Origin of the sequence: Bacillus sp. FSL E2-8887 (genome assembly GCF_038007205.1) — a bacterium.
Classification (GTDB): domain Bacteria; phylum Bacillota; class Bacilli; order Bacillales; family Bacillaceae_G; genus Bacillus_A; species Bacillus_A mycoides.
In genome coordinates this window covers 3,775,118-3,798,276 of record NZ_JBBOWS010000001.1, presented here as the reverse complement: position 1 = coordinate 3,798,276, position 23,159 = coordinate 3,775,118, and the positions used below count along the sequence as shown (strand labels likewise).

The following is a 23,159-nucleotide window of genomic DNA, read 5'->3' as shown; positions in this document are numbered from 1 at the left end:
TGATTAAATGAAAACAATATGATTGACGAGTGTTATGTCTAAAATACATATAAACATTCTTATCCGTATAATTAAATGAATAGAAAAAAAGCAACAATAATGGAAGATAACTAAATAACACTATTTTCATATCTCTTGAAGTACTAAGAAATGAAAACAAAGAATCATTAGATAAAAAGTAAAATGATCTAATGAGGTGAATAGACACACCAACTATAAGAAATAAAATATTAATCACAAATAACCCTCGTTTTTGAAACAACTCTAATAAATACATTTTTAAAAGGTTATAAAATAACATGTCTTTTTACTCCTCTTAAAAATAAAATTATCGATAAAATAAAAATCCCTATTAACACTAAAATAGAAACAATAATATTGGCTCCATGATATATATGGGATTCAGATAAGAAATATATAGGAGCGAGGGGCATAGGATAAAATAAATTAATTATCATTAAAAAAAGTTGTAATAAAAAAGCACTTAATAAAGTTACAAAAGTATGCTTGGCATAAAAGGACATACTAAGAGAAAACAAAGCAAATGCTCCTCCATAAACAAAAGTAATAACTGTATATAACATCATATGAATAAAAGGATGAGTGAAATAAATGTTAATCAAAAAGGTCGCTCGCTCATACATCCCTATATTGGAATTTAAAACTTCGTCAGGATTTACATTTGGAAGAAACATAAATGATAAAAAAATGTTTAAAATCAATGGAATAATAACAACAAAGCCACCGATAAAAAAGGTTTTACTAAACAGCTTAAGAAAATACATTTTATAATTACTTCTTATAATTACAAACAAAAAAGATCCATTTTTTTTATCTTCCTGAAAGATCGATGAACTAGGTAAACTTGCAATAACTGGAAGTATAAAGAAAAATAAAAAGGAAGGTGTTACAATACTATTAATTCCCATCCAAGTTGTATATGGAGTGAAGATAACATCCTTTTTATCGGCTAGTGGAATTACATAATATAATATATATACACAAGATAAGGCTATTCCTAACATAAGCGAAAAATAAAAATTCCTATTATTCATTCTTTCATTAAAATAAGTACCCATGTTTCACCTCTTAAAAATTCAAATATACTCCTCGTAACATTTAAAATATGTAATGTTACGAGGAAAGGCTTACAAGAATATAAAGTATTATATTTATAAGTTCATTTTTTTATATAATTATTTACGAATACTATCCGGGCTCCAAACACCGCTTGCTGTACCCTCAGCCCATCTTCTGGTATCAATTTTAACCTTGATACCAGAATTATATTTCTCAACTGCTAAATTGTATAAGAATTCTTCTTGACCATCACGCATTTTGTATGAATGACCATCCGAAACATCAGTACCATCTTTTAATGCAGCCCAGGCATTGAAATATCCATCTAATCCCGACATGTTGTCTACCCTCATATAATAAGCCGTTTTATTATATTTAGGTTGAGATGGTGTTTCATCATTAGGACTGTAAACACGATATACATTTGACCAGGGTCTATCTTCATGATTAGACTTTGCTGCTGCTGATGCTGCAAAGCTTGACAAGGCAATTCCTGCCGTTAAAGTTAGAACTGTTATTTTTTTCATTTTTTCTCCTCCTATTCTTTTACTTGTAAGCCCTTAAAAAATATAGCACACTAAATAAAATAAAATATATAGATTTACTAATATTAATATTTCTTTAATATTAGCTATAACTTTTTAACAAATATCTTATAAAAAATATCATTACACAAAGTTTTTCAACCAATAAAAACTGTTTTACTTATAGATATTAAATAAAAACAAGATATTTACAAAAAAAAATACAATATAGTTGCTTCAATTGCGCTACAAGCAAAAGGATTATTTAATAAATCAAGTGAAAAGATAATTTTAGATGAATTTGATCGGAGTATGTATACAGATTTTCGGACAGAAGATGATTGTTTGTTAAGTAAGTATAAATAAAAAAGCACTGTAATCAGTGCTTTTTATTATAGATTATGAGATTGTAGGATTTTCAAAAATAACAATTTCTGAGTTACTTGTTGTTGAAACGCGTTGTGCGTAATATGTTAAAGCTGAAGAAATATATGTTGGTAACGTCTCATTTGTATGTGATGTTGTATATTCATGGATTAATTCTTTTAAAGTCGTCCATTCTAATTGTGCTGGGTGATCAGAAACGAAAGAACTTACCCAGCGATCAAATGAAGATGAAAAATCAGTTTGTAAACGAAATACTTCTTTCATAATAAAACGCTCCCTTAAAATGTAGTACAATCATTTTACCACGAAATACGAACGATAGCTAAATTTTTTAAGTATAATGTTCGTGTTATATAGTTGTCTAGATGATTGGTTATACAAATTCAATTTGCCATTTGAAATAACATTCCGTAAGATGAAAGATAGATTATATAAAGAGCTGGAGGAAAGAAAGTGGAATTTGTATTTTTAGGGACTGGTGCAGGTGTTCCTTCAAAAGGAAGGAATGTTTCAGCAATTGCTTTGCAGTTGTTAGAAGAACGAGGACAGACTTGGTTATTTGACTGTGGCGAGGCGACGCAACATCAAATACTACATACGTCTGTACGTCCACGCCGCATTGAAAAAATATTTATTACGCATTTACATGGCGATCATATTTTTGGATTGCCGGGTTTATTGGGTAGCCGTTCGTTTCAAGGTGGAACAACAAAATTAACAGTGTACGGACCAAAAGGAATTAAACAATTTATTGAAGTGGCATTATTAGTAAGTACGACACACGTTAAATATCCACTTGAAATCGTTGAGATTACGGAAGAAGGTATTGTGTTTGAGGATAATGAATTTTGTGTAGAAACAAAAAGGTTATCACATGGAATTGAATGCTTCGGATATCGAATTGTAGAGAAAGATATACAGGGAGCTCTTTTAGTGGATAAGTTACTGGGAATGGGTGTGAAACCTGGTCCAGTTTTTAAACGCTTAAAAGATGGTGAAGTAGTTGAATTAGAGAATGGCACAGTGTTAGATGGAAAAGATTTTATTGGCCCACCTCAAAAAGGAAGAGTTATTACAATTTTAGGCGATACACGATATTGCGAAGCGAGTAGAGAGCTTGCGCAAGATGCTGACGTACTTGTTCATGAAGCGACTTTTGCGGCAGAAGATGAACAACAAGCGTATGATTATTTTCATTCCACATCTAAGCAAGCTGCGAGTATTGCACTTCAGGCAAATGCAAAACGCTTAATATTGACTCATATTAGTTCTCGTTATCAAGGAGATACATATAAGGAATTATTGAAAGAGGCAAGAGAGCTATTTTCTAATACAGAAATAGCTACGGATTTAAAATCATTTCCAGTAGAAAGATAATAATGTTGTGAAAAAATGGTGACGATAGGTTGCCATTTTTTTTATTTCTAAAAAAAATTAAAAATAAAACTGTTATCATTTTATTTTTATATAGGATGACACAGAAAGTTTTAATGATGTGAAGATATAGGATAAAAATACATAATACCGATTATTTAGAAAAACTGTTATATAAGTCAGATGACATACGAGTGGTACAAGTAGCGAAAATGGATTTTTATTCAGAACTTTTAAAATTTATTAAAAGTAAGCGTTTTATTAAAAACAAGCTATAATGAGGGCAGATTATAATTTATTGTAGGCTACATGCGTTTTAGCCATTTGTCATAACAAGTGAAGTTGACTAAATCGTGAGAGAGCAACATGGAAATTATAATAGGAAGGATATTACTATTATTTGTACTAAGTCTTTTTTCCCTTTTTAGCTTTAAAATATCAAAAGGTATGAAAGCAATGGGAGTTTCACTTGTTTATGCTATGCTTGTAAGGGGTTCTGTGTTAAACTTTGGATTGCTACCAGACTTTATTGTGGACTATCCTATATTATTTTTAAATGCAGGTAATGCTAAGTTTCTTATTTATTATTATAACTGGTATTATTTCAGGATATATTGCTTCACTGTTATTCAAAAACTATCCAATTCTTACAGCGGAACAAATTCGTGGTACGACTGGAACAGCAACCGATTCGGTAGCTTAATAGAATAGTAAATAATTTTTTCATAGAGGTTTAGGGGGAGTTATGATGAAGTATCGCTCAGTGTTTGATATTATTGGTCCGGTTATGATTGGTCCATCAAGTTCACATACAGCAGGCGCGGCAAGAATGGGGCAAGTTGCTCGTCAGCTGTTTCGTCATGAACCAGAGAGAGTTAGCATTTCATTATATGGTTCATTTGCAAAAACATACCGTGGTCACGGTACGGATGTAGCGCTAATCGGTGGAATACTAGGATTTGAAACAGATGATTTACGTATTCCAAGTGCGTTAGATATTGCAAAAGAACGCGGGATTGAAGTGGAATTCATTGAAGAAGATGCAAATGCTCCGCATCCAAATACAGCGAAAATTCGTCTGTATAAAGGTGAAGAGGAAATTGAAGTTGTTGCTTGCTCAATTGGTGGCGGTAAAATTGAAGTTGTAGAATTAAACGGATTCGATCTTCAATTAACAGGCACGAGTCCAGCACTACTTATTGTAAATAACGATCGCTTTGGTGCTATCGCAGCTGTAGCTTCAATCCTTGCTAAGCATGAGATTAACATAAGTACAATGAGTGTTTCTCGTAAAGAAAAAGGAAGAAGAGCGCTTATGGTCATTGAAACAGATGAATTATTAGCAGATGAAGTAATTGCGGAAATAAATGGGCAACAAAATATTTGTCAAGTAACTATTATGGATTAATTGCAGGGGGGACACACCATGTTTCGGAACGCAGCGGAACTAGTGGCGCAAGCTAAAGAGCAAAATGTAAAAATCGCAGAAATTATGATTCAATGTGAAATGCAAACAAGAAATATCTCACGTGAAGAAGTAATTGCTGGAATGGAAAAGAACTTAGTCGTGATGGAACAAGCAGTAGAACGCGGTATTCGTGGTGTAAAATCACCGACTGGTTTAACTGGCGGGGATGCTGTGAAAGTCCAAGCGTATATGCAGAGTGGAAAAGGCTTATCTGGAGATACGATTTTGGACGCAGTGAGTAAAGCTGTTGCGACAAATGAAGTAAATGCGGCGATGGGAATTATTTGTGCAACACCAACAGCAGGATCTGCTGGAACAGTGCCAGGTGTACTGTTTGCACTGCAAGAAAAATTACAGCCGACACGCGAAGAAATGATTGAATTTTTATTTACAGCAGGAGCTTTCGGTATGGTTGTTGCGAATAATGCTTGTATTTCTGGCGCGGCAGGAGGTTGCCAAGCTGAAGTAGGTTCAGCAAGTGGAATGGCAGCTGCAGCAGCAGTTGAGATGGCTGGTGGAACACAAGATCAAGCAGCTACAGCGATGGCGATTTCATTAAAGAATATGCTTGGTTTAGTATGTGATCCTGTTGCAGGGCTTGTAGAAGTACCTTGTGTAAAACGTAATGCAGCAGGAGCTGCGAATGCCATGATTTCAGCTGATTTATCATTAGCTGGTGTAACTAGTACAATTCCATGTGATGAAGTCATTGAGGCGATGTTTAGAATTGGACAAACGATGCCAGTAGCACTTCGTGAAACAGCAGAAGGTGGCCTTGCAGCAACACCGACAGGTCGTCGTTTGCAAGAAGAGATTTTTGGTAAGAGTAATAACTAAAAGCATATCATATGATTAAAGTAAAAACGGAGCTCAAATAAAGTTGAGCTCCGTTTTTTATTTTTCTTTTGCTATTTCTTCTAATGTTTTTCCAAGATCGTGTGATCGTTTCGTTGCTTGTGTAATACATGAGATTAATGCTTGTTGAAAATTATGCTCCTTTAATACTTCAATACCTGCTTCAGTTGTTCCGCCAGGAGAAGTAATTTCTTTTCGCAAAATAGAAGGGTGTTTTTCGCTTGCTTTTAGCATTTCAGCAGAACCAATCATTGTCTGAAGAATAAGAGATTTTGCAACATCTTCTTTTAAACCAATTTTTTTTGCTGCCTCTTCCAGTGCCTCTACCACGTAATAAATATAAGCTGGCCCACTTCCAGATAATGCAGTGATAGCATGCATATCTTCTTCTTCTACAACAGAGACGAGACCAATCGTTTCAAATAAAGATGTTGCAGTGCGAATATGTTCCTCCGTTGTGTGTTCTGAAGGTGAGATAGCGGTAGCGGATTTTAAAATGGTTGCAGATGTATTTGGCATTGCACGAATAATCGGAACGTCTTTTTGAAGTAGGTTTCTAATTGAATGAGTAGAAACACCTGCTAATAATGAAATAATAAGCAAGTCATTATTTATGTATTCTTTAAGAGGAATAACCGCTTCTGCGACATCTTTTGGCTTCATAGCTAGAAAAAGAATATTTGCATCAGCAAGTAATTCCTTTTTATTATGTGTACCTTTGACACCGTATTTTTTATGTAACTCCTGTAATCTTGTCTCGTTAGAACGATTACTTACAGTGACGTGTTCTCCCTTAACAACATTTGCGTTTAATAAGCCACCAATAATCGCTTCGGCAATAGAGCCTGCACCGAGAAAGGAAATGTTTTGCATAGACATGATGTGCCTCCTTTAAATTTGGTTAGAAATACTTATAAATGTACATACATTCGTTTTTTTATGGAAAAGACCTCTTTTTATCTGAAAATAATGACAAATTTATAGGGAAGTTGTAAACTGAAGAGGTATTCATTTTTGAACCGGAAAAAGACAGGGGGGGGCTAAGCATGACGGCGATTCATCGAATGGAGATTCCTGTTCCATTTGCAGTTGAGACAGTGAATGTGTTTTTAGTTGAGGGAGAAACATTAACGTTAATTGATACAGGGACAAATACAGAAGAAGCAAAGAAAGCACTAGAAAGTCAATTAGGTGCATTAGGATATAAGATAGAAGATATTGAAACGGTAGTGATTACGCATCACCATGCGGATCATTGCGGACTTTTAAATACATTTTCTGAAAAAGTAAAGATTATCGGACATCCTTGGAATGAACCGTGGATTACACAGAATGCTGAATTTTTAAAGAGGTATCATGAATTTTTTAAAGAGACAGCCTTGCAGTTCGGCGTTCCAGCAGTATTTCTGAATGGTGAGGCGTTATTGACGACGAAGACACTTAAATATTCTTGTAATAGATCGTTAACACATACCGTGAGAGAGGGAGATCGTATAGATTCCTTACCTGGATTTACAGTGATTGAAACCCCGGGTCATGCTTCCACTCATATTTCATTATATAGAGAATCTGATGGAATATTAATTGGTGGGGATGCTCTCATTAGTCATATTTCTTCAAATCCAATATTAGAACCACCATATGAAGGGCAAACAGAAAGAGCGCATCCTTTATTGCAGTACAATCAAACGTTAAAACGTTTAAGTGAAATGAATATTTCACGGATTTTATCAGGGCATGGGGAAGATGTTCTGAATGTGAAACAACTTATTGAAACAAGATTACAAAAGCAAGAGACACGTGCTTTTAAAGTGCTTGAACTATTAAAGGAAAAGCCAATGACAGCATTTGAGGTGTGTGTAAAACTATTTCCGGTATTATATAAAGAGCAATTACCACTTACTATCTCAGAAACTGTTGGACAATTAGACTTTTTAGCATATAATCAACAGGTGATGATTGATGAATCTTCACAACAATTGATTTATTATGCAAAGTAGGTGACAGCAATGACGGGACGTTTACAAGAAAAAGTAATCGTCATTACAGGTGCTTCTAGTGGAATTGGAGAGCAAGTGGCAATGCAGGTTGCAGAGCAAGGGGCGACGCCGGTATTAATGGCTCGAACAGAAGAGAAGCTACAAGCATTAGCAAACAAAATTAAAGTAACTTATAATACGCCTTGCTATTACTATGTATTAGATGTAAGTGAAGAAACGAAAGTACAATCTGTTTTTTCAAAGGTATTACAAGAAGTAGGACGTATTGATATATTGGTAAATAATGCTGGGTTTGGTATTTTTAAAACGTTTGAAGATGCTTCAATGGATGAAGTAAAGGATATGTTTCAAGTAAATGTATTTGGATTAGTAGCTTGTACGAAAGCGGTATTACCTAATATGGTAAAAAGGAACGAAGGACAAATTATTAATATTGCTTCATTGGCTGGAAAAATTGCAACTCCGAAGTCGAGTGCTTATGCAGCAACAAAACACGCTGTATTAGGATTTACGAATAGTTTACGTATGGAGTTATCTAACACAAATGTATATGTAACAGCAATTAACCCAGGACCGATAGATACGAACTTTTTTGAAATAGCCGATCAATCAGGTACATATGTGAAAAATATGGGACGTTACATGTTAAAACCAACATATGTAGCAGAACAAATCGTAAAGGCGATGCAAACGAAAAAACGTGAAGTAAACTTGCCGAAGTGGATGGGAATGGGGCCAAAGCTCTACGCATTATTCCCAGGTTTATTTGAACGCGTTGCAGGCAAATCATTAAGTAAAAAATAGGAGATTTCCATATGGAAATCTCCTATTTTTTATTTTCCAGTCACATAATCGTAAACGATATCCTCAACAGCCTCGTATACATCAATTTCAGTATTTAAATGAATTATCATTTGAATATGTTTAATTAGCATTTCCTGATCCTCTTTTGAAACAGGATTACATTGATATTGCCGAAAACTTTTTATAATCATTTTCTCAATTAATTTTTTATTCATGTTTTTCCCCGCCTGTATGTATACATGTATTGTTTTATTGTACTTGAAGTGAAATAAAAATACTACTATGCACTATTTTTGCATAAAAATCCACTTGTGTATATTGCTTTTATAGTGAGATTAATATTTTGAAGTTTTTAAAAATTATAAATATTTAATTGACTTTATAATTATGCAATATTATAATCAAACTTAATTTAAAGAATAGATATGAGGAGGAGCTTATGAAAGTCGCAATTATTGGAGCAACTGGATATGGAGGTATTGAGTTAATTCGGTTATTAGAGCAACATCCATATTTTTCGATAGCATCTCTCCATTCTTTTTCACAAGTTGGTGAATTTATAACAAATGTATACCCGCATTTTCGAAATGTTCTTGTCCATACGTTACAAGAAATTGATGCGGAGAAAATAGAGAAGGAAGCTGAAATTGTATTTTTAGCAACCCCAGCGGGAGTATCGGCAGAGTTAACACCAAAATTGTTGGCAGTAGGTTTAAAAGTAATTGACCTATCTGGAGACTTTCGTATGATAGATCCCTCGTCATATGAATTGTGGTATAAAAGGCCAACTGCACAGGAAGAATTTCTTAGGAAAGCAGTATATGGATTAAGTGAATGGAAAAGGCATGAGATCCAAAATGCAAATTTAATTGCAAACCCAGGATGTTTTGCTACAGCTGCATTATTAGCGGTAGCGCCGTTAGTACGTAGCGGCATAATTGAAGAAGCTTCGATTATTATTGATGCGAAATCAGGAGTATCTGGAGCGGGCAAAACGCCAACAACAATGACTCACTTTCCTGAGTTATACGATAACTTACACATTTATAAAGTTAATCAACATCAGCACGTTCCTGAGATTGAGAAAATGCTTGCAGAGTGGAATCGTGAAACGAAGCCAATCACGTTTAGTACACATTTAATACCGATATCACGAGGGATTATGATTACACTTTATGCGAAAGTGAAAGAGGAAATGAAAATAGAGCAACTTCAAAAGTTGTATGAAGAAACGTATGAATACTCAGCTTTCGTTCGAGTTCGCTCGCAAGGAGAATTTCCAAGTCCGAAAGAAGTAAGGGGCTCAAATTATTGTGATATTGGGATAGCTTACGATGAAAGAACAGAAAGAGTTACGGTCGTTTCTGTTATAGACAATATGATGAAAGGTGCGGCAGGGCAAGCAGTTCAAAATGCAAATTTATTAGCGGGACTAGAAGAGACAACGGGTTTACAGCATATGCCGCTTTATCCATAAGGGGGAAATTATGATTAAAGCATCGTCTATTACAAAATTAACAAATGGTTCAATTGTTACACCAAAAGGCTTTTTGGCAATCGGTACTGCAAATGGTCTGAAAAAGGTGAAAAAGGATTTGGGTGCAATCGTTTGTGAGGTGCCAGCATCATGTGCCGCTGTGTATACAACAAATCAAATACAAGCAGCGCCGTTGCAAGTAACGAAGGAGAGCATAGCAGCAGAAGGGAAATTACAAGCAATTGTTGTAAATAGCGGCAATGCAAATGCTTGTACGGGGATGAAAGGATTGCAAGATGCTTATGAGATGCGAACATTAGGAGCGGAACACTTTGGAGTAAAAGAAAAGTACGTCGCAGTCGCTTCAACAGGTGTAATTGGAGTACCTTTACCGATGGATATCATTCGAAAGGGAATTGAATCTCTTGTGCCAACAAAGGAAGTAAGTGAAGCTTATTCTTTTTGTGAAGCAATTTTAACGACAGATCTTATAACGAAAGAAACTTGCTATGAGATGATAATTGATGGGGAAGCAGTGATCATTGCTGGGGTCGCAAAAGGTTCAGGGATGATCAAACCGAATATGGCAACGATGCTTAGTTTTATTACAACAGACGCCAATATAGAGCATGAAGTATTGCAAACAGCATTATCACAAATTACGAATCATACGTTTAATCAAATTACGGTGGACGGAGATACTTCTACAAATGATATGGTCATCGTTATGGCAAGTGGATTATCAGAAACGAAAACGATGAATATGGAACATGAAGACTGGGAAACTTTCGTAGTTGCTTTACAAAAGGTATGTGAAGATTTAGCGAAAAAAATTGCACAAGATGGTGAAGGTGCTACGAAGTTAATAGAAGTAAATGTGTTAGGGGCTAGAACAAATGAAGAAGCAAAGAAAATTGCAAAGCAAATAGTCGGTTCGAGTCTTGTGAAAACAGCGATATATGGTGAAGACCCAAATTGGGGGCGAATTATTAGCAGTATTGGACAAAGTGAAGTAGAGATTAATCCGAATACAATTGATATTACTCTTCAATCTATCGCTGTGTTAAAAAATAGTGAACCTCAAATGTTTTCTGAAGAGGAAATGAAAAAGAGATTACAAGAACATGAAATTATTATTGATGTGTATTTACATTTAGGAGAAGAGAACGGATCAGCTTGGGGCTGTGACTTAAGCTATGAATATGTGAAAATAAACGCTTGTTATCGTACATAAGGAGAGGGAAGATGAGCGATTATATTGTAGTGAAATGCGGCGGTAGTATGTTGGATCAATTAAATGATGTGTTTTTTGATTGTATAAAGAAATTGCAACAAAAGTATAAGGTAGTGATTGTTCATGGTGGTGGTCCAGAAATTGATGCCAAATTAAAAGATTGTAACATCAAAGTAGAGAAAAGAGATGGGTTACGAGTAACACCAAGAGAAGTTATGGATATTGTTCAAATGGTGCTATGTGGAAGTACGAATAAAAAACTCGTAATGAATTTACAAAAGCATAATTTACTTGCGGTAGGTTGTTCAGGATGTGACGGCAATTTACTTCAAGTTCAACCTGTCAGCAAGGAGATAGGATATGTGGGAGAAGTAAGTTATGTCGAAACAGCCTTACTAAAAGGGTTAATAAATATGAATTATATTCCTGTTATTGCTCCAATCGGGATAAATGAAAATGAGATTTATAACATAAATGCGGATAATGCTGCAGCTGGAATTGCGGCAGCATTATCTGCAAAGGAACTCATTTTTATTACAGATGTAGATGGAATATTACATGAAGGAAAATTAGTAAAGAAAACGGACGAATTTGAAATTGATACTTTTATTGAAAAAGGGGTTATTACAGGCGGGATGATTCCGAAAGTACAGGCGGCACTAGCGTCATTAAAAATGGGAGTGCAAAAGGTAAGTGTCGTGAATGGTACAAAAGACTTTGCTGAAGTTACCGGAGAGTGTATTGGAACGACGGTAACGAAAGGAGTGAGTATCGTATGACAAGCCATCTTTTTCAAACATATGGAAGAAGAGAAATTGAATTTCTAAAGGGCAATGGGGCGAAAGTTATTGATAAAAGTGGTGAGCAATATTTAGATTTCACTTCTGGTATTGGAGTATGTAACTTAGGACATTGTCATCCTACGGTTGTAAAGGCGGTAGAAAAGCAACTTAGAAATATATGGCATATATCTAACTTATTTACGAACTCCTTACAAGAAGAGGTCGCATCATTATTAACAGAAGATACAGTATTAGATCATGTGTTTTTTTGTAATAGCGGGGCGGAGGCAAATGAAGCGGCTTTAAAGCTAGCACGTAAGCATACTGGAAAATCTCTCGTAGTAACATGTGAGCAATCTTTCCACGGGAGAACATTTGGAACGATGAGTGCAACAGGGCAAGATAAAGTGAAAGAAGGATTCGGTCCATTACTTCCGTCTTTTTTACATATACCATTTAACGACATACGAGCATTAGAGGAAGTAATGAATGAAGAAGTTGCGGCGGTAATGGTAGAAGTTATTCAAGGAGAAGGAGGAGTAATATTAGCTGATCCATCCTTTTTGAAGGAAATTGAAAAACTATGTAATCAGTACAATGCTCTTTTTATTATAGATGAAGTACAAACTGGAATAGGCAGAACAGGAACACTATTCGCTTATGAGCAAATGGGAATAGTTCCTGATATCGTTACCATCGCAAAGGCGCTTGGGAATGGTATTCCAGTTGGAGCGATGATTGGCCGAAAAGAACTAGGTTCTTCTTTTACTGCCGGGTCACACGGTTCAACTTTCGGTGGGAATTATATTGCTATGACTGCAGCGAAAGAAGTATTGCAATTCATTAAGGAACAATCGTTTTTTAAAGAGGTACAGGAAAAGGGCGAGTACGTATTAAAGAAATTGCAAGAAGAATTACGACACGTTGAATGTGTTCAAAATATTCGTGGTAAGGGACTTATGATTGGAATCGAATGCAAGCATCAGGTTGCAAATGTCATAGAACAACTAGAAAAAGCAGGACTTCTCGTATTACAAGCAGGGCCTAATGTTATAAGACTATTACCACCACTTATTGTAACGAATGAAGAGCTAGAACAGGCAGCATATATGATAAAAAAAGTGGTTTGTACAAAAAATGCATCAATCATATAAGGGGGAAATTTCATGTCAACTGTACAAGTACCGAAATTAAATACGAAAGATCTTTTAACACTAGAAGAATTGACGCAAGAAGAAATCATTTCTTTAATTGAGTTTGCTATATATTTAAAAAAGAATAAGCAGGAGCCTTTATTACAAGGAAAAATATTAGGGCTCATTTTTGATAAACATTCAACTCGTACTCGCGTATCTTTTGAAGCAGGAATGGTACAGCTCGGAGGACATGGCATGTTTTTAAGTGGGAAAGAGATGCAAATTGGAAGAGGGGAGAGCGTTTCAGATACTGCGAAAGTGTTATCTCATTACATTGACGGGATTATGATACGTACATTTTCACATGCGGATGTAGAAGAGCTTGCAAAAGAATCGAGCATACCTGTAATTAATGGATTAACGGATGATCATCATCCATGTCAAGCGTTGGCAGATTTAATGACGATTTATGAAGAAGTGAAGACATTTAAAGGAATTAAATTGGCTTACGTAGGTGATGGGAATAACGTATGTCATTCATTGTTGTTAGCGAGTGCGAAAGTCGGAATGAATATGACTGTTGCAACGCCTGTAGGGTATGAACCGAATGAGGAAATTGTAAAAAAAGCGTTAGCGATTGCTGAAGAAACAGGAGCTGAAATTGAAATTTTGCATAACCCTGAACTAGCGGTGAGTGAAGCGGATTTCATTTATACTGACGTTTGGATGAGCATGGGGCAAGAGGGAGAAGAAGAGAAATATACTTTATTTCAACCTTACCAAATCAATAAAGAACTTGTTATGCATGCGAAGCAAACATATCGTTTCTTACACTGTTTACCTGCCCATCGTGAAGAAGAGGTAACAGGAGAAATTATAGATGGACCACAGTCTATCGTATTTGAGCAAGCTGGTAATCGATTACATGCGCAAAAAGCATTATTAGTAAGTTTATTTAAAAATGTAGAAGAGCCTTCCTAAATGATGTGCACCCCAATTGTTAGACACGAATAACAATTGGAGGTGTATTTTTTTATGGTTAAATTCTTACTAGAAGAAAAAGTAAATGAAATAAAAACATATTCCCTTCAGTATACACTGAATGTACTTAATTATATGGATATCCGAGGGATATCCATTAGAGAAATAGCTACTTAATTTTTTATCTAACCTTTTGGGCCCTGTTCACCAGGAAGGCTCTTTCCTTTACTTCACATACACATAGGCTTCATTTGTTGTTAAGCAGGTTTTATGTTATATAAAGACTTTTGGTTAGCCTGAAGTTTCCGTATTTACATTTTTTTCTTTTTATCTCATAACTTTAATTGGGAGAGGGAGGAAAAAAATGGTTCAAATTAAAGTAACACCTGAAATGCTAGAAGAAGTTGCTAATCGTGCAAGTAATACTCGAATCGCATTAGAATCTATACATAATAAATTATGTAATGAAATAGATCAATTGTGTTTTCAGTGGATTGGTGCCTCCAATCAACAGTTCATTCAAATGTTCAATGATGCGCGACCAAAAGCTTTTAAATCTATTCATTCACTTGTAAAAGTAGAAGAAGATTTGAAACGAATTGCTGAGAAATTCCGCAATACAGATAATCAAGATGTTACAATGGAAAAAGGTGCAATGTGTGGACCGCTATCATTAGAAAAAGAGGGTTTTGATGGTAAAAAACTAGCTAGGGATATAGCGGGTGAAATAAGTGGTGAGTATGATGTTCGTCGTGTTTGGGATGGTATTGATCCATCTACTGGCGAAAAACTTTCGGGGTGGGAACGTGCTGGGGCAGGTGTCATGGCTGTAGCCGGCCTTACACCCTTTGGAAAGATAGCTAAAGTAGGAAAAGGAGTTAAAATGACTGCTAAGGCTACTGAGGCTGTGAATAAAGCTAAAAAAGTACCTGTGGAGAAAGTCAATGGAGTTAATGGTGCGGATAAAGCTCTATTGACTAATGAAGGAAAAGTTGGAACCTATAAACAACTTGTGAAACAAGGAACTGCTTTTGATAATATTACTCCACATCATATGCCTTCTGCACAGAAAATGAAACAAGCTGGTATAAAAAGGAATGATGGTGTGAGTATGAATATGGAACAACCTCATCCTGGAACTGGTGGGAGACATCGTGAAACATATACATATGGTCTATCAGGAGAAAAATCGCAGGCGTATTTAAACCTTAGCTTTCGTGAGGCCTTATCTCATGATATCTTGGATGCTCGAAAAATTTATATAAAAGATGGTTTATATACTGCTGAGATAAGAGAAGGTTTAAGAGAAGTTATTAAAAGAAACAAAGAGCTGTATCCGCATTTATTTGATAAATAAAACATGGAAAGGATGATTACCTTTGGATATTAAGAGTCATTTAAAAAGACTATATGATAATCGTTTATTAGAAAATGAAAATGAGATACGAGATTTTAATGAGTCATTAATGGAAGTAATAGAGTACAATGACGTCTCTGTTATTACAGATTTATGTTTAGTTCTGGATGATGAGACTGAGCAATTTGAGGTTATGTTTGGTTTGATTCATGGAATAGAGAGCTTATATAAAAATAACATAGAAGAAGGACTTGTATGTATTGTTAAAGCTTTTCCAAAGATGATTAACTCAGCTAAAGAATGGGTAGAAATTTTACATTATAGAATTCTTAATCACCCTCAAGTAAGATTAGCATATGGAAAAGTACTTTCGGGATTTGATCCATCAATTACGATTAGTATTAAAGAATTATTGATTGATATAAAAAATGAAGACCCTGATATGTTTAGTGAATCTGTTAATGAGGTAATTAAGAGCATCTAACCATCTAATGTTTAAAGTTGAAACGATATATAAGCACATAAGGCAAGCTAACAGAAAAGAATTTATTATTGGAGTGGAAAGAAAAAGAATAAGAATAAGCTATTAAAAAGTACATACTCCATGATGGTTGTACCATCATGGAGTACTGTGTGCAATGATAGAATAGAAAAACGAAGTACGAGCTTAGGCGAGATGACATTTTACTGGATGATGAATATAAACACATGGAATGGACATAAAACTAATGAAATCGTACAAACTCGTAAGTTTTAACGCAGTAGTTGTCACAACATATAAAGGCTGTCAAACTGTTACTACAAAACTTAGAAATCTATGCTACTTAAAAACAGATGAACTTAAAGCACTGGGTTGTCGATTAAAGGCAACAAGTGCTTTTTTCGTCTTGATATAAAAATAAATGACATGGGACAAACATTAGGAGAATAAATAAGAAAAAAGCCGTTCAACTAAAGTGCACCTCAAATTTTTAGACACGAATAACAATTAGAGGTGTGCTTTTTTATATTGAAATGTCGTATGTATATTTGGTTAACCATCTCTATATCATTTATAATAAAAAGAGTAAACTACATTTGTTTTTCATATCATGTAAGGACATACTAGATAGAAAAAATATAGTTAAAGAGATGATGAATTTGAAAACAACTAAGAAAACATATTCGTTTTTTCAGCGGATGTGGAGAATATTAAAGTTTCAATATTATAAGTTGCTTCGATCACCAGAAGGAGCAAAGAAAGTGTCGTTAGGTTTTGCGATTGGATTTGGTTTAGAAATGTTGGTAATTTATACGGCATCGCTCGTATATTTAATATTTTATCCAATTGTCAGGTTAGCAAAAGGATCTTTTCCAGCCGCAGTCATTGGTAATATTATTGGGAAAATATCGTTTCTCCCAGTATTTTTATTTCCGTTTGCTTATGCGTTAGGGAAAATGATTTATCCATTTGATGTACAGAAAATACATCATGAACCATTTACGATATCAGATTTGTTTTCGAGCCATATTTTTACGATGTTAAAGAGCTTATTACAGAGTGAAGTATATGTATTAATTGGTATGACGATAATAGGAATTGTGTTTGGGGTAATTTCATATTTCGTTGTGCATTATTTATATGAAAAGAATCGTAAGTTACGTTTGAAGAAAAGAAAGAAACAAGTGAGAGAACCACTTGTTCAAATATAAAGAATGTCACATTCATTTTCTCCTTTGAATATGTTTAAGAAAAAGGGGGAGAGAATGAATGTATTATTATTACGTACCGCAAGTATACCCATATGTAAATTATTATCCGGTTTATGATATGAGTAGACAATACGAGCTATATCGACAACAACAATTACAGCAAATACCACAAATACCACAACAACAGCCTACGCAAGAACAAAAACCATATTTAACGACATGGCCGTATTCAAATGTATACTATGGTAATTATTACGAATCATAAAGCTGCTTCTATTTAGAAGCAGCTTTATGCGTTTGTTTTCAAAATTAAATTTTGAATGGTTTTAAGAGAATAAATGAGCTTTTCACGCTCTTCCTCAGATAATGTTTGAAAATTTTCTTTTAGTTTTCCTAAAATGAATTGCTGATACTGACTTACTAACATTTTCCCTTCAGTTGTTAGGGAAATTAAAATGACCCTTCGATCTTTTTCGCTATAATGACGCTCTATTAGCTCTTCTTGAATAAGTTTGTTTAATAGAGGGGTCATGTTAGGCCGTGAAATCGCTAGCCGCTTGCCAATTTCTGAAACTGCTAATGTACCATTTTCATGCAAAAGCAGTAACACTTGCGTATGTGATGGCGGCATATGTCTTTGAGAAGAAAACTCTCCAGGAAGCATAAATTTGCGATAAAAAAGAGGCACTAGCGAAAGAAGATGATCAACAATACGTTCCCACTCGCGTGATTCCATATAACGGCCCCCTTCTACTATCATTGTAACAAAAAAGACAAGGTATAAAAATAGAATTGTTTCATGGTAGCCTTAATATTTGTAGGATAACACTTGCTTTGTAAATGTATTGGCAATAATCGTATAACCGTTATCATTTGGGTGTACTTGGTCAAATAGTAAATCTTTTTTATCCTTCGATATTAATTTGCGAATTGGTAAAACAATCGACGGTTGATGTGCTTTTGAAATAGAATAAATAGAATCATTCCAACCATCTAAAAACATATCTGCATAACTTGCGATGGAGTCATCTAGTTGTAAAGGGTTATAGAGTTCAGATAGAATGAGTAAAGCATTCGGATTTTGATCTCGAACGGTCTTTACAATGTTTTTTACATCCGTTTCAAAACGGGCTTTTTCTTTATTTAACATTTTAATACCATCTATAACACCTACATCACGATTTAAGCGGAATAAATTATTTGCTCCAATATTAATAGTAATTATATTTGCTTCCCTAATTTTTTGTTGAACTTCTTCTGACTGGACTTTTTTAACGAGACGATCTGTAGTGAGACCATTTACACCGAGGTTTTCTACCCTAATTGGTTTATGAATTTGTCCTTCTAATTGTTTAGAAGCTAATTCGGCAAATCCCCCTTGTGTAGATCCATATCCTTTTGCAAGTGAATCACCTAATACGAGGTGATAAAAGGAATCATTCGTTTGCTTATCAATCCAACTGGGAGCAGATATTTTTTCTGTTTTTCTTTCAATTTCTTTTTGTTTTGTCTCATCGTTCTTTTCAAAATAAGAATAAGAAATGATTAGAAGGAGGAGACAAACAATTGTTAAGATGACTTTTTTCATAAATTCATCCTCCTTGTAATTGGTAATTGTATCATATTCAGCAGTATAAGCAATGTAAGGGCATATTATATATTTATGAAAACTTTACAGAAAATTTGTAGAAGTGTGTCAAAAAATATTGACGATATGAAAGCACTTTAGATATGATAATGTCAGATAAGGTGAAGATTATCGCTCTAATAGAAGAAAAAAGGTATGTGGTTAGAGACTGATAGAGATTCACTTCATTATTTTGGGGTAATTGTATAAGGGGGATTTTTTGTGAAAAAGTCAAAAAAAATGTTAGCTGGAGCAACAATTGCTATTGGCGTTATAGCAACGCAAGTGTTGCCAACAACAGCTCAAGCAGAGGAAAAAGCTGGGGAGAGTACAGTTAACTTACGAATTTTAGAAACATCAGATATTCACGTTAACTTAATGAATTACGATTATTATCAAACGAAAACAGATAATAAAGTAGGTCTCGTGCAAACTGCAACACTTGTTAATAAAGCACGTGAAGAAGCGAAGAACTCTGTCCTATTTGATGATGGGGATGCATTACAAGGGACACCGCTTGGAGATTATGTAGCGAATAAAATAAATGATCCGAAGAAGCCTGTGGATCCTAGTTATACACATCCATTATATCGTGTAATGAATTTAATGAAGTATGACGTCATCTCTCTTGGGAATCATGAATTTAACTACGGTTTAGATTATTTAAACAAAGTGACTAGTAAAACAGAGTTCCCGGTTATTAACTCGAACGTTTATAAAGACGATAAAGATAATAATGAAGAGAACGACCAAAACTACTTTAAACCATATCATATTTTTGAAAAAGAAGTAGAGGATGAATCTGGTCAAAAACAAAAGGTGAAAATTGGTGTAATGGGATTTGTTCCACCTCAAGTTATGAACTGGGATAAAGCAAATTTAGAAGGAAAAGTAAAAGCGAAAGATATTGTTGATACAGCGGAAAAGTTAGTTCCAGAAATGAAGGCGCAAGGTGCGGACGTTATTGTTGCATTAGCCCATTCAGGTGTCGATAAGAGCGGCCGTAGCCCCAAAATGGAAAATGCTTCATATTATTTAACAGAGGTTCCTGGTGTAGATGCAGTATTAATGGGACATTCACATACTGAAGTGAAGGATGTATTTAATGGTGTTCCTGTTGTAATGCCTGGTGTCTTTGGAAGTAACCTGGGTATTATTGATATGCAATTGAAAAAGGTAAACGGAAAATGGGAAGTACAAAAAGAGCAATCGAAGCCGCAACTTCGTCCGATTGCTGATAGTAAAGGGAACCCATTAGTACAATCTGATCAAAGATTAGTTAATGAAATTAAAGATGATCATCAAGCGACAATTGATTATGTGAATACAGCTGTAGGAAAAACGACAGCGCCAATTAATAGTTATTTCTCATTAGTACAAGATGATCCTTCTGTACAACTTGTGACAAATGCACAAAAATGGTATGTAGAAAAGTTGTTTGCTGAAAATGGACAGTATAGCAAATATAAAGGAATTCCAGTATTATCTGCAGGAGCACCATTTAAAGCGGGTGGCCGAAACGGTGCTACATATTATACGGATATTCCAGCTGGAACGTTAGCAATTAAAAACGTAGCGGATTTATATGTATATCCAAATACGTTATATGCTGTAAAAGTAAACGGGGTACAAGTAAAAGAATGGCTTGAAATGTCTGCTGGTCAGTTTAATAAAATTGATCCAGCGAAAACAGAAGAGCAGCCACTAGTAAATATAGGTTATCCTACATATAATTTTGATATTTTAGATGGTCTAAAATACGAAATTGACGTGACGCAACCAGCGAAATACGATAAAGATGGTAAAGTTGTAAATGCAAATACGAATCGTATTGTAAATATGACGTATGAAGGGAAGCCAGTAGCTGATAATCAAGAGTTCATCGTCGCTACAAATAACTATCGTGGAAGTAGCCAAACGTTCCCAGGTGTAAGTAAAGGGGAAGTTGTATATCAATCACAAGATGAAACACGTCAAATCATTGTGAAATATATGCAAGAAACACCAGTTATTGATCCAGCAGCAGATCAAAATTGGACGTTTAAGCCGATTGTAGCAGATAAATTAAATACAACATTCGATTCTTCACCAAATGCACAAAATCATATAAAGAAAGATGGAAAGATATCATATGTTGGACCATCTGAAAATGAATTTGCTAAATATGCAATTGATATAACGAAGAAGAATGATGATAAGGAAACTGGTGGAGAGAATCCAACGACGCCACCAACAGGTGAAGGCAATAACGGAGAAAATCCAACGACACCACCAACAGGTGAAGGCAATAATGGAGAGAATCCAACGGCACCGCCAACAGGTGAAGGCAATAACGGAGGAAATCCAACGACACCACCAACGGATGAAGGTAATACTGTTAATGAACCAAAACAAGATGGAAACAACGCGGGATCTGGACAAACTACAACAGATAGTCAAAATGAAAAAGAAACAACGAAAGTAAGTGAAGGTAAAGAAGAACGTGATTTACCGAAAACAGGTACAAGTGTTGCTTCTACAATTGGAGCAGGTCTGGCGTTTGTTGGAGCGGGATTACTTATGTTATTTAGAAGAAAGAAAGCGAATAGATAGCGGAGAAATATAAAAAGGATTACCGATTAAGGTAATCCTTTTTATTATATTATGAAACTGGTACTGCTTTTTCTTTCTTCCATGAAAGGCCAAATCCAGTAAAGCCGACGATAATCGTTAAGACTGGGCAAGCTAAACAGAAGATTGCGTATGGAAGGTAATCGAATGTTGGAACGCCAAGGACGTTTGTTAAGAATACGCCACTTACACCCCATGGTACGAGCGGGTTAATGACTGTACCTGCATCTTCTAATACGCGTGATAAATTACGACGTTCTAAACCGACTTCATCGTATTTATTAGCGAATGCTTGTCCTGTTAAAACGATGGATAAGTACTGCTCACCAAGTAAGAAGTTTACACCAATTGCAGTTGAAGCAGTAGAAATAATTAAGCGTGTGCTATTTTTTACGAAGCTAGAGATAATATTCATCAGCTGCGCTATAATACCCATTCCTTGTAATAATCCTCCCATACAAAGAGCTAGGAAAATAAGAGCAATCGACATCATCATACTTTGTAGACCACCGCGAGATAGTAAGCTATCAATGTCTTTAATACCAGTTTTAGAAACGTAGCCGTCTTGCATAATTTTCATTAAATCAGCTAAAGAAGTGCTAGGTTTAAAAATAAAGAGAATAATAATTCCTACCACAATTCCTGCAAGCAATGTTGGAACTGCTGGAACTTTTTTAAATGCGAATAGGAACAGTAATAAAATTGGAATAAGTGTAACGATGGAAATCGTTGTGTTTTTTTCTAACGTGCTAATAAAGTTTGTGAAGTCAACGTCTCCACTAGTACCGCTTCCTAAAATGAAAAATGCGATAAAAGCAATAATGAAAGCAGGAACTGTTGTCCAAAGCATGTTACGAATATGCTCAAATAAATCTACACCCGTTACAGCAGGAGCCAAGTTTGTTGTATCAGATAAAGGAGACATTTTATCTCCAAAGAATGCACCAGAAATAATTGCACCAGCGATCAGAGCTGGATCGTATCCGAGAGCACTACCCATTCCCATAAAGGCAAGTCCTACAGTTGCGGCAGTTGTAAAGGCACTACCGATACTTGTTCCAACAATTGCACAAACAACAAAAACGGTTGGGACGAAAATTTTAGGAGATACAAGCTGGAAGCCGTATACCATTAAAGTTGGAATTGTTCCAGCAGCGATCCAAACACTAATTAATACGCCCACAAGTAAGAAAATAAAAATAGATGGAATACCAGCTGAAATACTACTGATCATCCCTTTTTCCATAGTAGACCAAGAGATTTTTTTCATAAATCCAAATGCTAATAAAAGAACGATACCAAATAAAATTGGGATGTGTGGTGAAACTTCTAATTGGATAACACTAAAGCCAATACAGAAAAAGATAAATAATGTTAAAAGAACAGATTCAATTTTTGAAACCATTGTTTTTCCCTCCTAAGTAATTTAAAATAGCTCTTTTTTATATAAAATTCGCCAATATTGTATATTTCCTTCTAAAATTTAGAATTTTGTGACAAATTACCGGTAATTGTCAACATCTCAATATGATACGGAAATGATTGGATAAAAAAACGCCCCTGCATATAATTATGCAGGGACGAAGAAATCGCGGTACCACCCTAGCTTGTGAAAGGAATGTATCACAAAATAAAGGGTCATATGATATGCGCTCATAAAATAAAAACGCCCCTGCAATATATGCAGGGACGAAAAATTCGCGGTACCACCCTAAATTGTGAAACAGTTTCATTTCACCACTCTTTAGACATAACGGTCTAAACCGTCTTT

General features: G+C 35.0%; 24 protein-coding genes and 1 other annotated feature (1 of these 25 cut by a window edge). Of the genes, 16 read left to right on the top strand and 8 right to left on the bottom strand.

The genetic code is table 11. The features are described from left to right. Window positions 1-287: 287 nt before the first annotated feature. The 3 genes from NSQ08_RS19360 to NSQ08_RS19345 all read right to left on the bottom strand — a co-directional run bounded on the left by NSQ08_RS19360 (window position 288) and on the right by NSQ08_RS19345 (window position 2,255). Window positions 288-1,079 (bottom strand): hypothetical protein, encoded by a 792-nt coding sequence (locus tag NSQ08_RS19360; protein WP_340778057.1) that lies wholly within the window; start codon window positions 1,077-1,079, stop codon window positions 288-290. Window positions 1,080-1,196: 117 nt separating this feature from the next. Further along, on the bottom strand, window positions 1,197-1,607 hold the full coding sequence (locus NSQ08_RS19355) for a hypothetical protein (protein WP_002033980.1): 411 nt from the start codon (window positions 1,605-1,607) through the stop codon (window positions 1,197-1,199). Window positions 1,608-2,003: 396 nt separating this feature from the next. After that, entirely contained in the window at window positions 2,004-2,255 is a 252-nt protein-coding gene (locus NSQ08_RS19345; protein WP_000665712.1) for a DUF3932 family protein, read from the bottom strand. Between the two features lie 189 nt (window positions 2,256-2,444). Here NSQ08_RS19345 and rnz point away from each other — a divergent pair, with 189 nt between their 5' ends. From rnz to sdaAA, 4 genes are all read left to right on the top strand, one after another. Continuing rightward, a complete protein-coding gene (rnz, locus tag NSQ08_RS19340) occupies window positions 2,445-3,368 on the top strand; it encodes a ribonuclease Z (RefSeq protein WP_002014952.1) in 924 nt (307 codons plus the stop codon). Window positions 3,369-3,930: 562 nt separating this feature from the next. After that, complete coding sequence (locus tag NSQ08_RS19335; RefSeq protein WP_002066987.1) at window positions 3,931-4,068, top strand: hypothetical protein; 138 nt, start codon at window positions 3,931-3,933, stop codon at window positions 4,066-4,068. Between the two features lie 45 nt (window positions 4,069-4,113). Further along, on the top strand, window positions 4,114-4,773 hold the full coding sequence (sdaAB, locus tag NSQ08_RS19330; protein ID WP_002088527.1) for an L-serine ammonia-lyase, iron-sulfur-dependent subunit beta: 660 nt from the start codon (window positions 4,114-4,116) through the stop codon (window positions 4,771-4,773). 18 nt (window positions 4,774-4,791) lie between these two features. Further along, window positions 4,792-5,670 (top strand): L-serine ammonia-lyase, iron-sulfur-dependent, subunit alpha, encoded by an 879-nt coding sequence (sdaAA, locus tag NSQ08_RS19325; RefSeq protein ID WP_002033842.1) that lies wholly within the window; start codon window positions 4,792-4,794, stop codon window positions 5,668-5,670. Window positions 5,671-5,727: 57 nt separating this feature from the next. Here sdaAA and proI read toward each other — a convergent pair whose 3' ends face one another. Beyond that, window positions 5,728-6,567 (bottom strand): pyrroline-5-carboxylate reductase ProI, encoded by an 840-nt coding sequence (gene proI / locus NSQ08_RS19320; protein WP_002033843.1) that lies wholly within the window; start codon window positions 6,565-6,567, stop codon window positions 5,728-5,730. Between the two features lie 167 nt (window positions 6,568-6,734). Between proI and NSQ08_RS19315 the strand changes: the two genes are divergently transcribed. Both NSQ08_RS19315 and NSQ08_RS19310 read left to right on the top strand, forming a co-directional pair. After that, a complete protein-coding gene (locus NSQ08_RS19315; RefSeq protein ID WP_002014957.1) occupies window positions 6,735-7,688 on the top strand; it encodes an MBL fold metallo-hydrolase in 954 nt (317 codons plus the stop codon). A gap of 9 nt (window positions 7,689-7,697) precedes the next feature. After that, window positions 7,698-8,492 carry an SDR family oxidoreductase gene (locus NSQ08_RS19310; RefSeq protein WP_340778038.1) on the top strand — a complete coding sequence of 265 codons (795 nt, stop codon included), beginning with the start codon at window positions 7,698-7,700 and terminating at the stop codon, window positions 8,490-8,492. Window positions 8,493-8,521: 29 nt separating this feature from the next. Here NSQ08_RS19310 and NSQ08_RS19305 read toward each other — a convergent pair whose 3' ends face one another. Next, complete coding sequence (locus NSQ08_RS19305; RefSeq protein WP_002033845.1) at window positions 8,522-8,707, bottom strand: YqzH family protein; 186 nt, start codon at window positions 8,705-8,707, stop codon at window positions 8,522-8,524. 224 nt (window positions 8,708-8,931) lie between these two features. Here NSQ08_RS19305 and argC point away from each other — a divergent pair, with 224 nt between their 5' ends. From argC to NSQ08_RS19260, 9 genes are all read left to right on the top strand, one after another. Next, on the top strand, window positions 8,932-9,969 hold the full coding sequence (gene argC / locus NSQ08_RS19300) for an N-acetyl-gamma-glutamyl-phosphate reductase (protein ID WP_340778034.1): 1,038 nt from the start codon (window positions 8,932-8,934) through the stop codon (window positions 9,967-9,969). Window positions 9,970-9,979: 10 nt separating this feature from the next. Beyond that, window positions 9,980-11,203, top strand: coding sequence for a bifunctional glutamate N-acetyltransferase/amino-acid acetyltransferase ArgJ (argJ, locus tag NSQ08_RS19295; RefSeq protein ID WP_012261678.1), 1,224 nt, complete (start codon window positions 9,980-9,982; stop codon window positions 11,201-11,203). Window positions 11,204-11,214: 11 nt separating this feature from the next. After that, window positions 11,215-11,982, top strand: a complete 768-nt coding sequence (gene argB, locus NSQ08_RS19290; RefSeq protein ID WP_001286776.1) for an acetylglutamate kinase — start codon at window positions 11,215-11,217, stop codon at window positions 11,980-11,982. Then, a complete protein-coding gene (locus NSQ08_RS19285; protein ID WP_340778021.1) occupies window positions 11,979-13,139 on the top strand; it encodes an acetylornithine transaminase in 1,161 nt (386 codons plus the stop codon). The genes argB and NSQ08_RS19285 overlap by 4 nt, the downstream gene beginning before the upstream one ends. Window positions 13,140-13,151: 12 nt before the next feature. Further along, entirely contained in the window at window positions 13,152-14,102 is a 951-nt protein-coding gene (gene argF, locus NSQ08_RS19280) for an ornithine carbamoyltransferase (RefSeq protein ID WP_061674752.1), read from the top strand. A 364-nt stretch (window positions 14,103-14,466) separates the two neighbouring features. Beyond that, window positions 14,467-15,459, top strand: coding sequence for a WXG100 family type VII secretion target (locus NSQ08_RS19275; RefSeq protein ID WP_340778018.1), 993 nt, complete (start codon window positions 14,467-14,469; stop codon window positions 15,457-15,459). A gap of 22 nt (window positions 15,460-15,481) precedes the next feature. Then, window positions 15,482-15,943 carry an Imm30 family immunity protein gene (locus NSQ08_RS19270; RefSeq protein ID WP_002190613.1) on the top strand — a complete coding sequence of 154 codons (462 nt, stop codon included), beginning with the start codon at window positions 15,482-15,484 and terminating at the stop codon, window positions 15,941-15,943. Window positions 15,944-16,599: 656 nt separating this feature from the next. Then, complete coding sequence (locus NSQ08_RS19265) at window positions 16,600-17,151, top strand: DUF2062 domain-containing protein (RefSeq protein WP_000858888.1); 552 nt, start codon at window positions 16,600-16,602, stop codon at window positions 17,149-17,151. A 58-nt stretch (window positions 17,152-17,209) separates the two neighbouring features. Further along, window positions 17,210-17,416, top strand: coding sequence for a hypothetical protein (locus NSQ08_RS19260; protein WP_002167706.1), 207 nt, complete (start codon window positions 17,210-17,212; stop codon window positions 17,414-17,416). Between the two features lie 24 nt (window positions 17,417-17,440). Here NSQ08_RS19260 and NSQ08_RS19255 read toward each other — a convergent pair whose 3' ends face one another. After that, complete coding sequence (locus tag NSQ08_RS19255; protein ID WP_002088507.1) at window positions 17,441-17,887, bottom strand: MarR family winged helix-turn-helix transcriptional regulator; 447 nt, start codon at window positions 17,885-17,887, stop codon at window positions 17,441-17,443. Between the two features lie 72 nt (window positions 17,888-17,959). Continuing rightward, a complete protein-coding gene (locus NSQ08_RS19250; protein ID WP_340778012.1) occupies window positions 17,960-18,739 on the bottom strand; it encodes a GDSL-type esterase/lipase family protein in 780 nt (259 codons plus the stop codon). A gap of 261 nt (window positions 18,740-19,000) precedes the next feature. Between NSQ08_RS19250 and cpdB the strand changes: the two genes are divergently transcribed. After that, the gene (gene cpdB, locus NSQ08_RS19245; protein ID WP_340778010.1) at window positions 19,001-21,370 is read left to right on the top strand and encodes a bifunctional 2',3'-cyclic-nucleotide 2'-phosphodiesterase/3'-nucleotidase; all 2,370 of its coding nucleotides are present in this window, start codon (window positions 19,001-19,003) and stop codon (window positions 21,368-21,370) included. A 49-nt stretch (window positions 21,371-21,419) separates the two neighbouring features. Here the strand turns inward: cpdB and nhaC are convergent, their stop codons facing one another. Continuing rightward, window positions 21,420-22,793 carry a Na+/H+ antiporter NhaC gene (nhaC, locus tag NSQ08_RS19240; RefSeq protein ID WP_002033855.1) on the bottom strand — a complete coding sequence of 458 codons (1,374 nt, stop codon included), beginning with the start codon at window positions 22,791-22,793 and terminating at the stop codon, window positions 21,420-21,422. 277 nt (window positions 22,794-23,070) lie between these two features. Then, window positions 23,071-23,159, bottom strand: a binding site (T-box leader) (it continues 131 nt past the right edge of the window).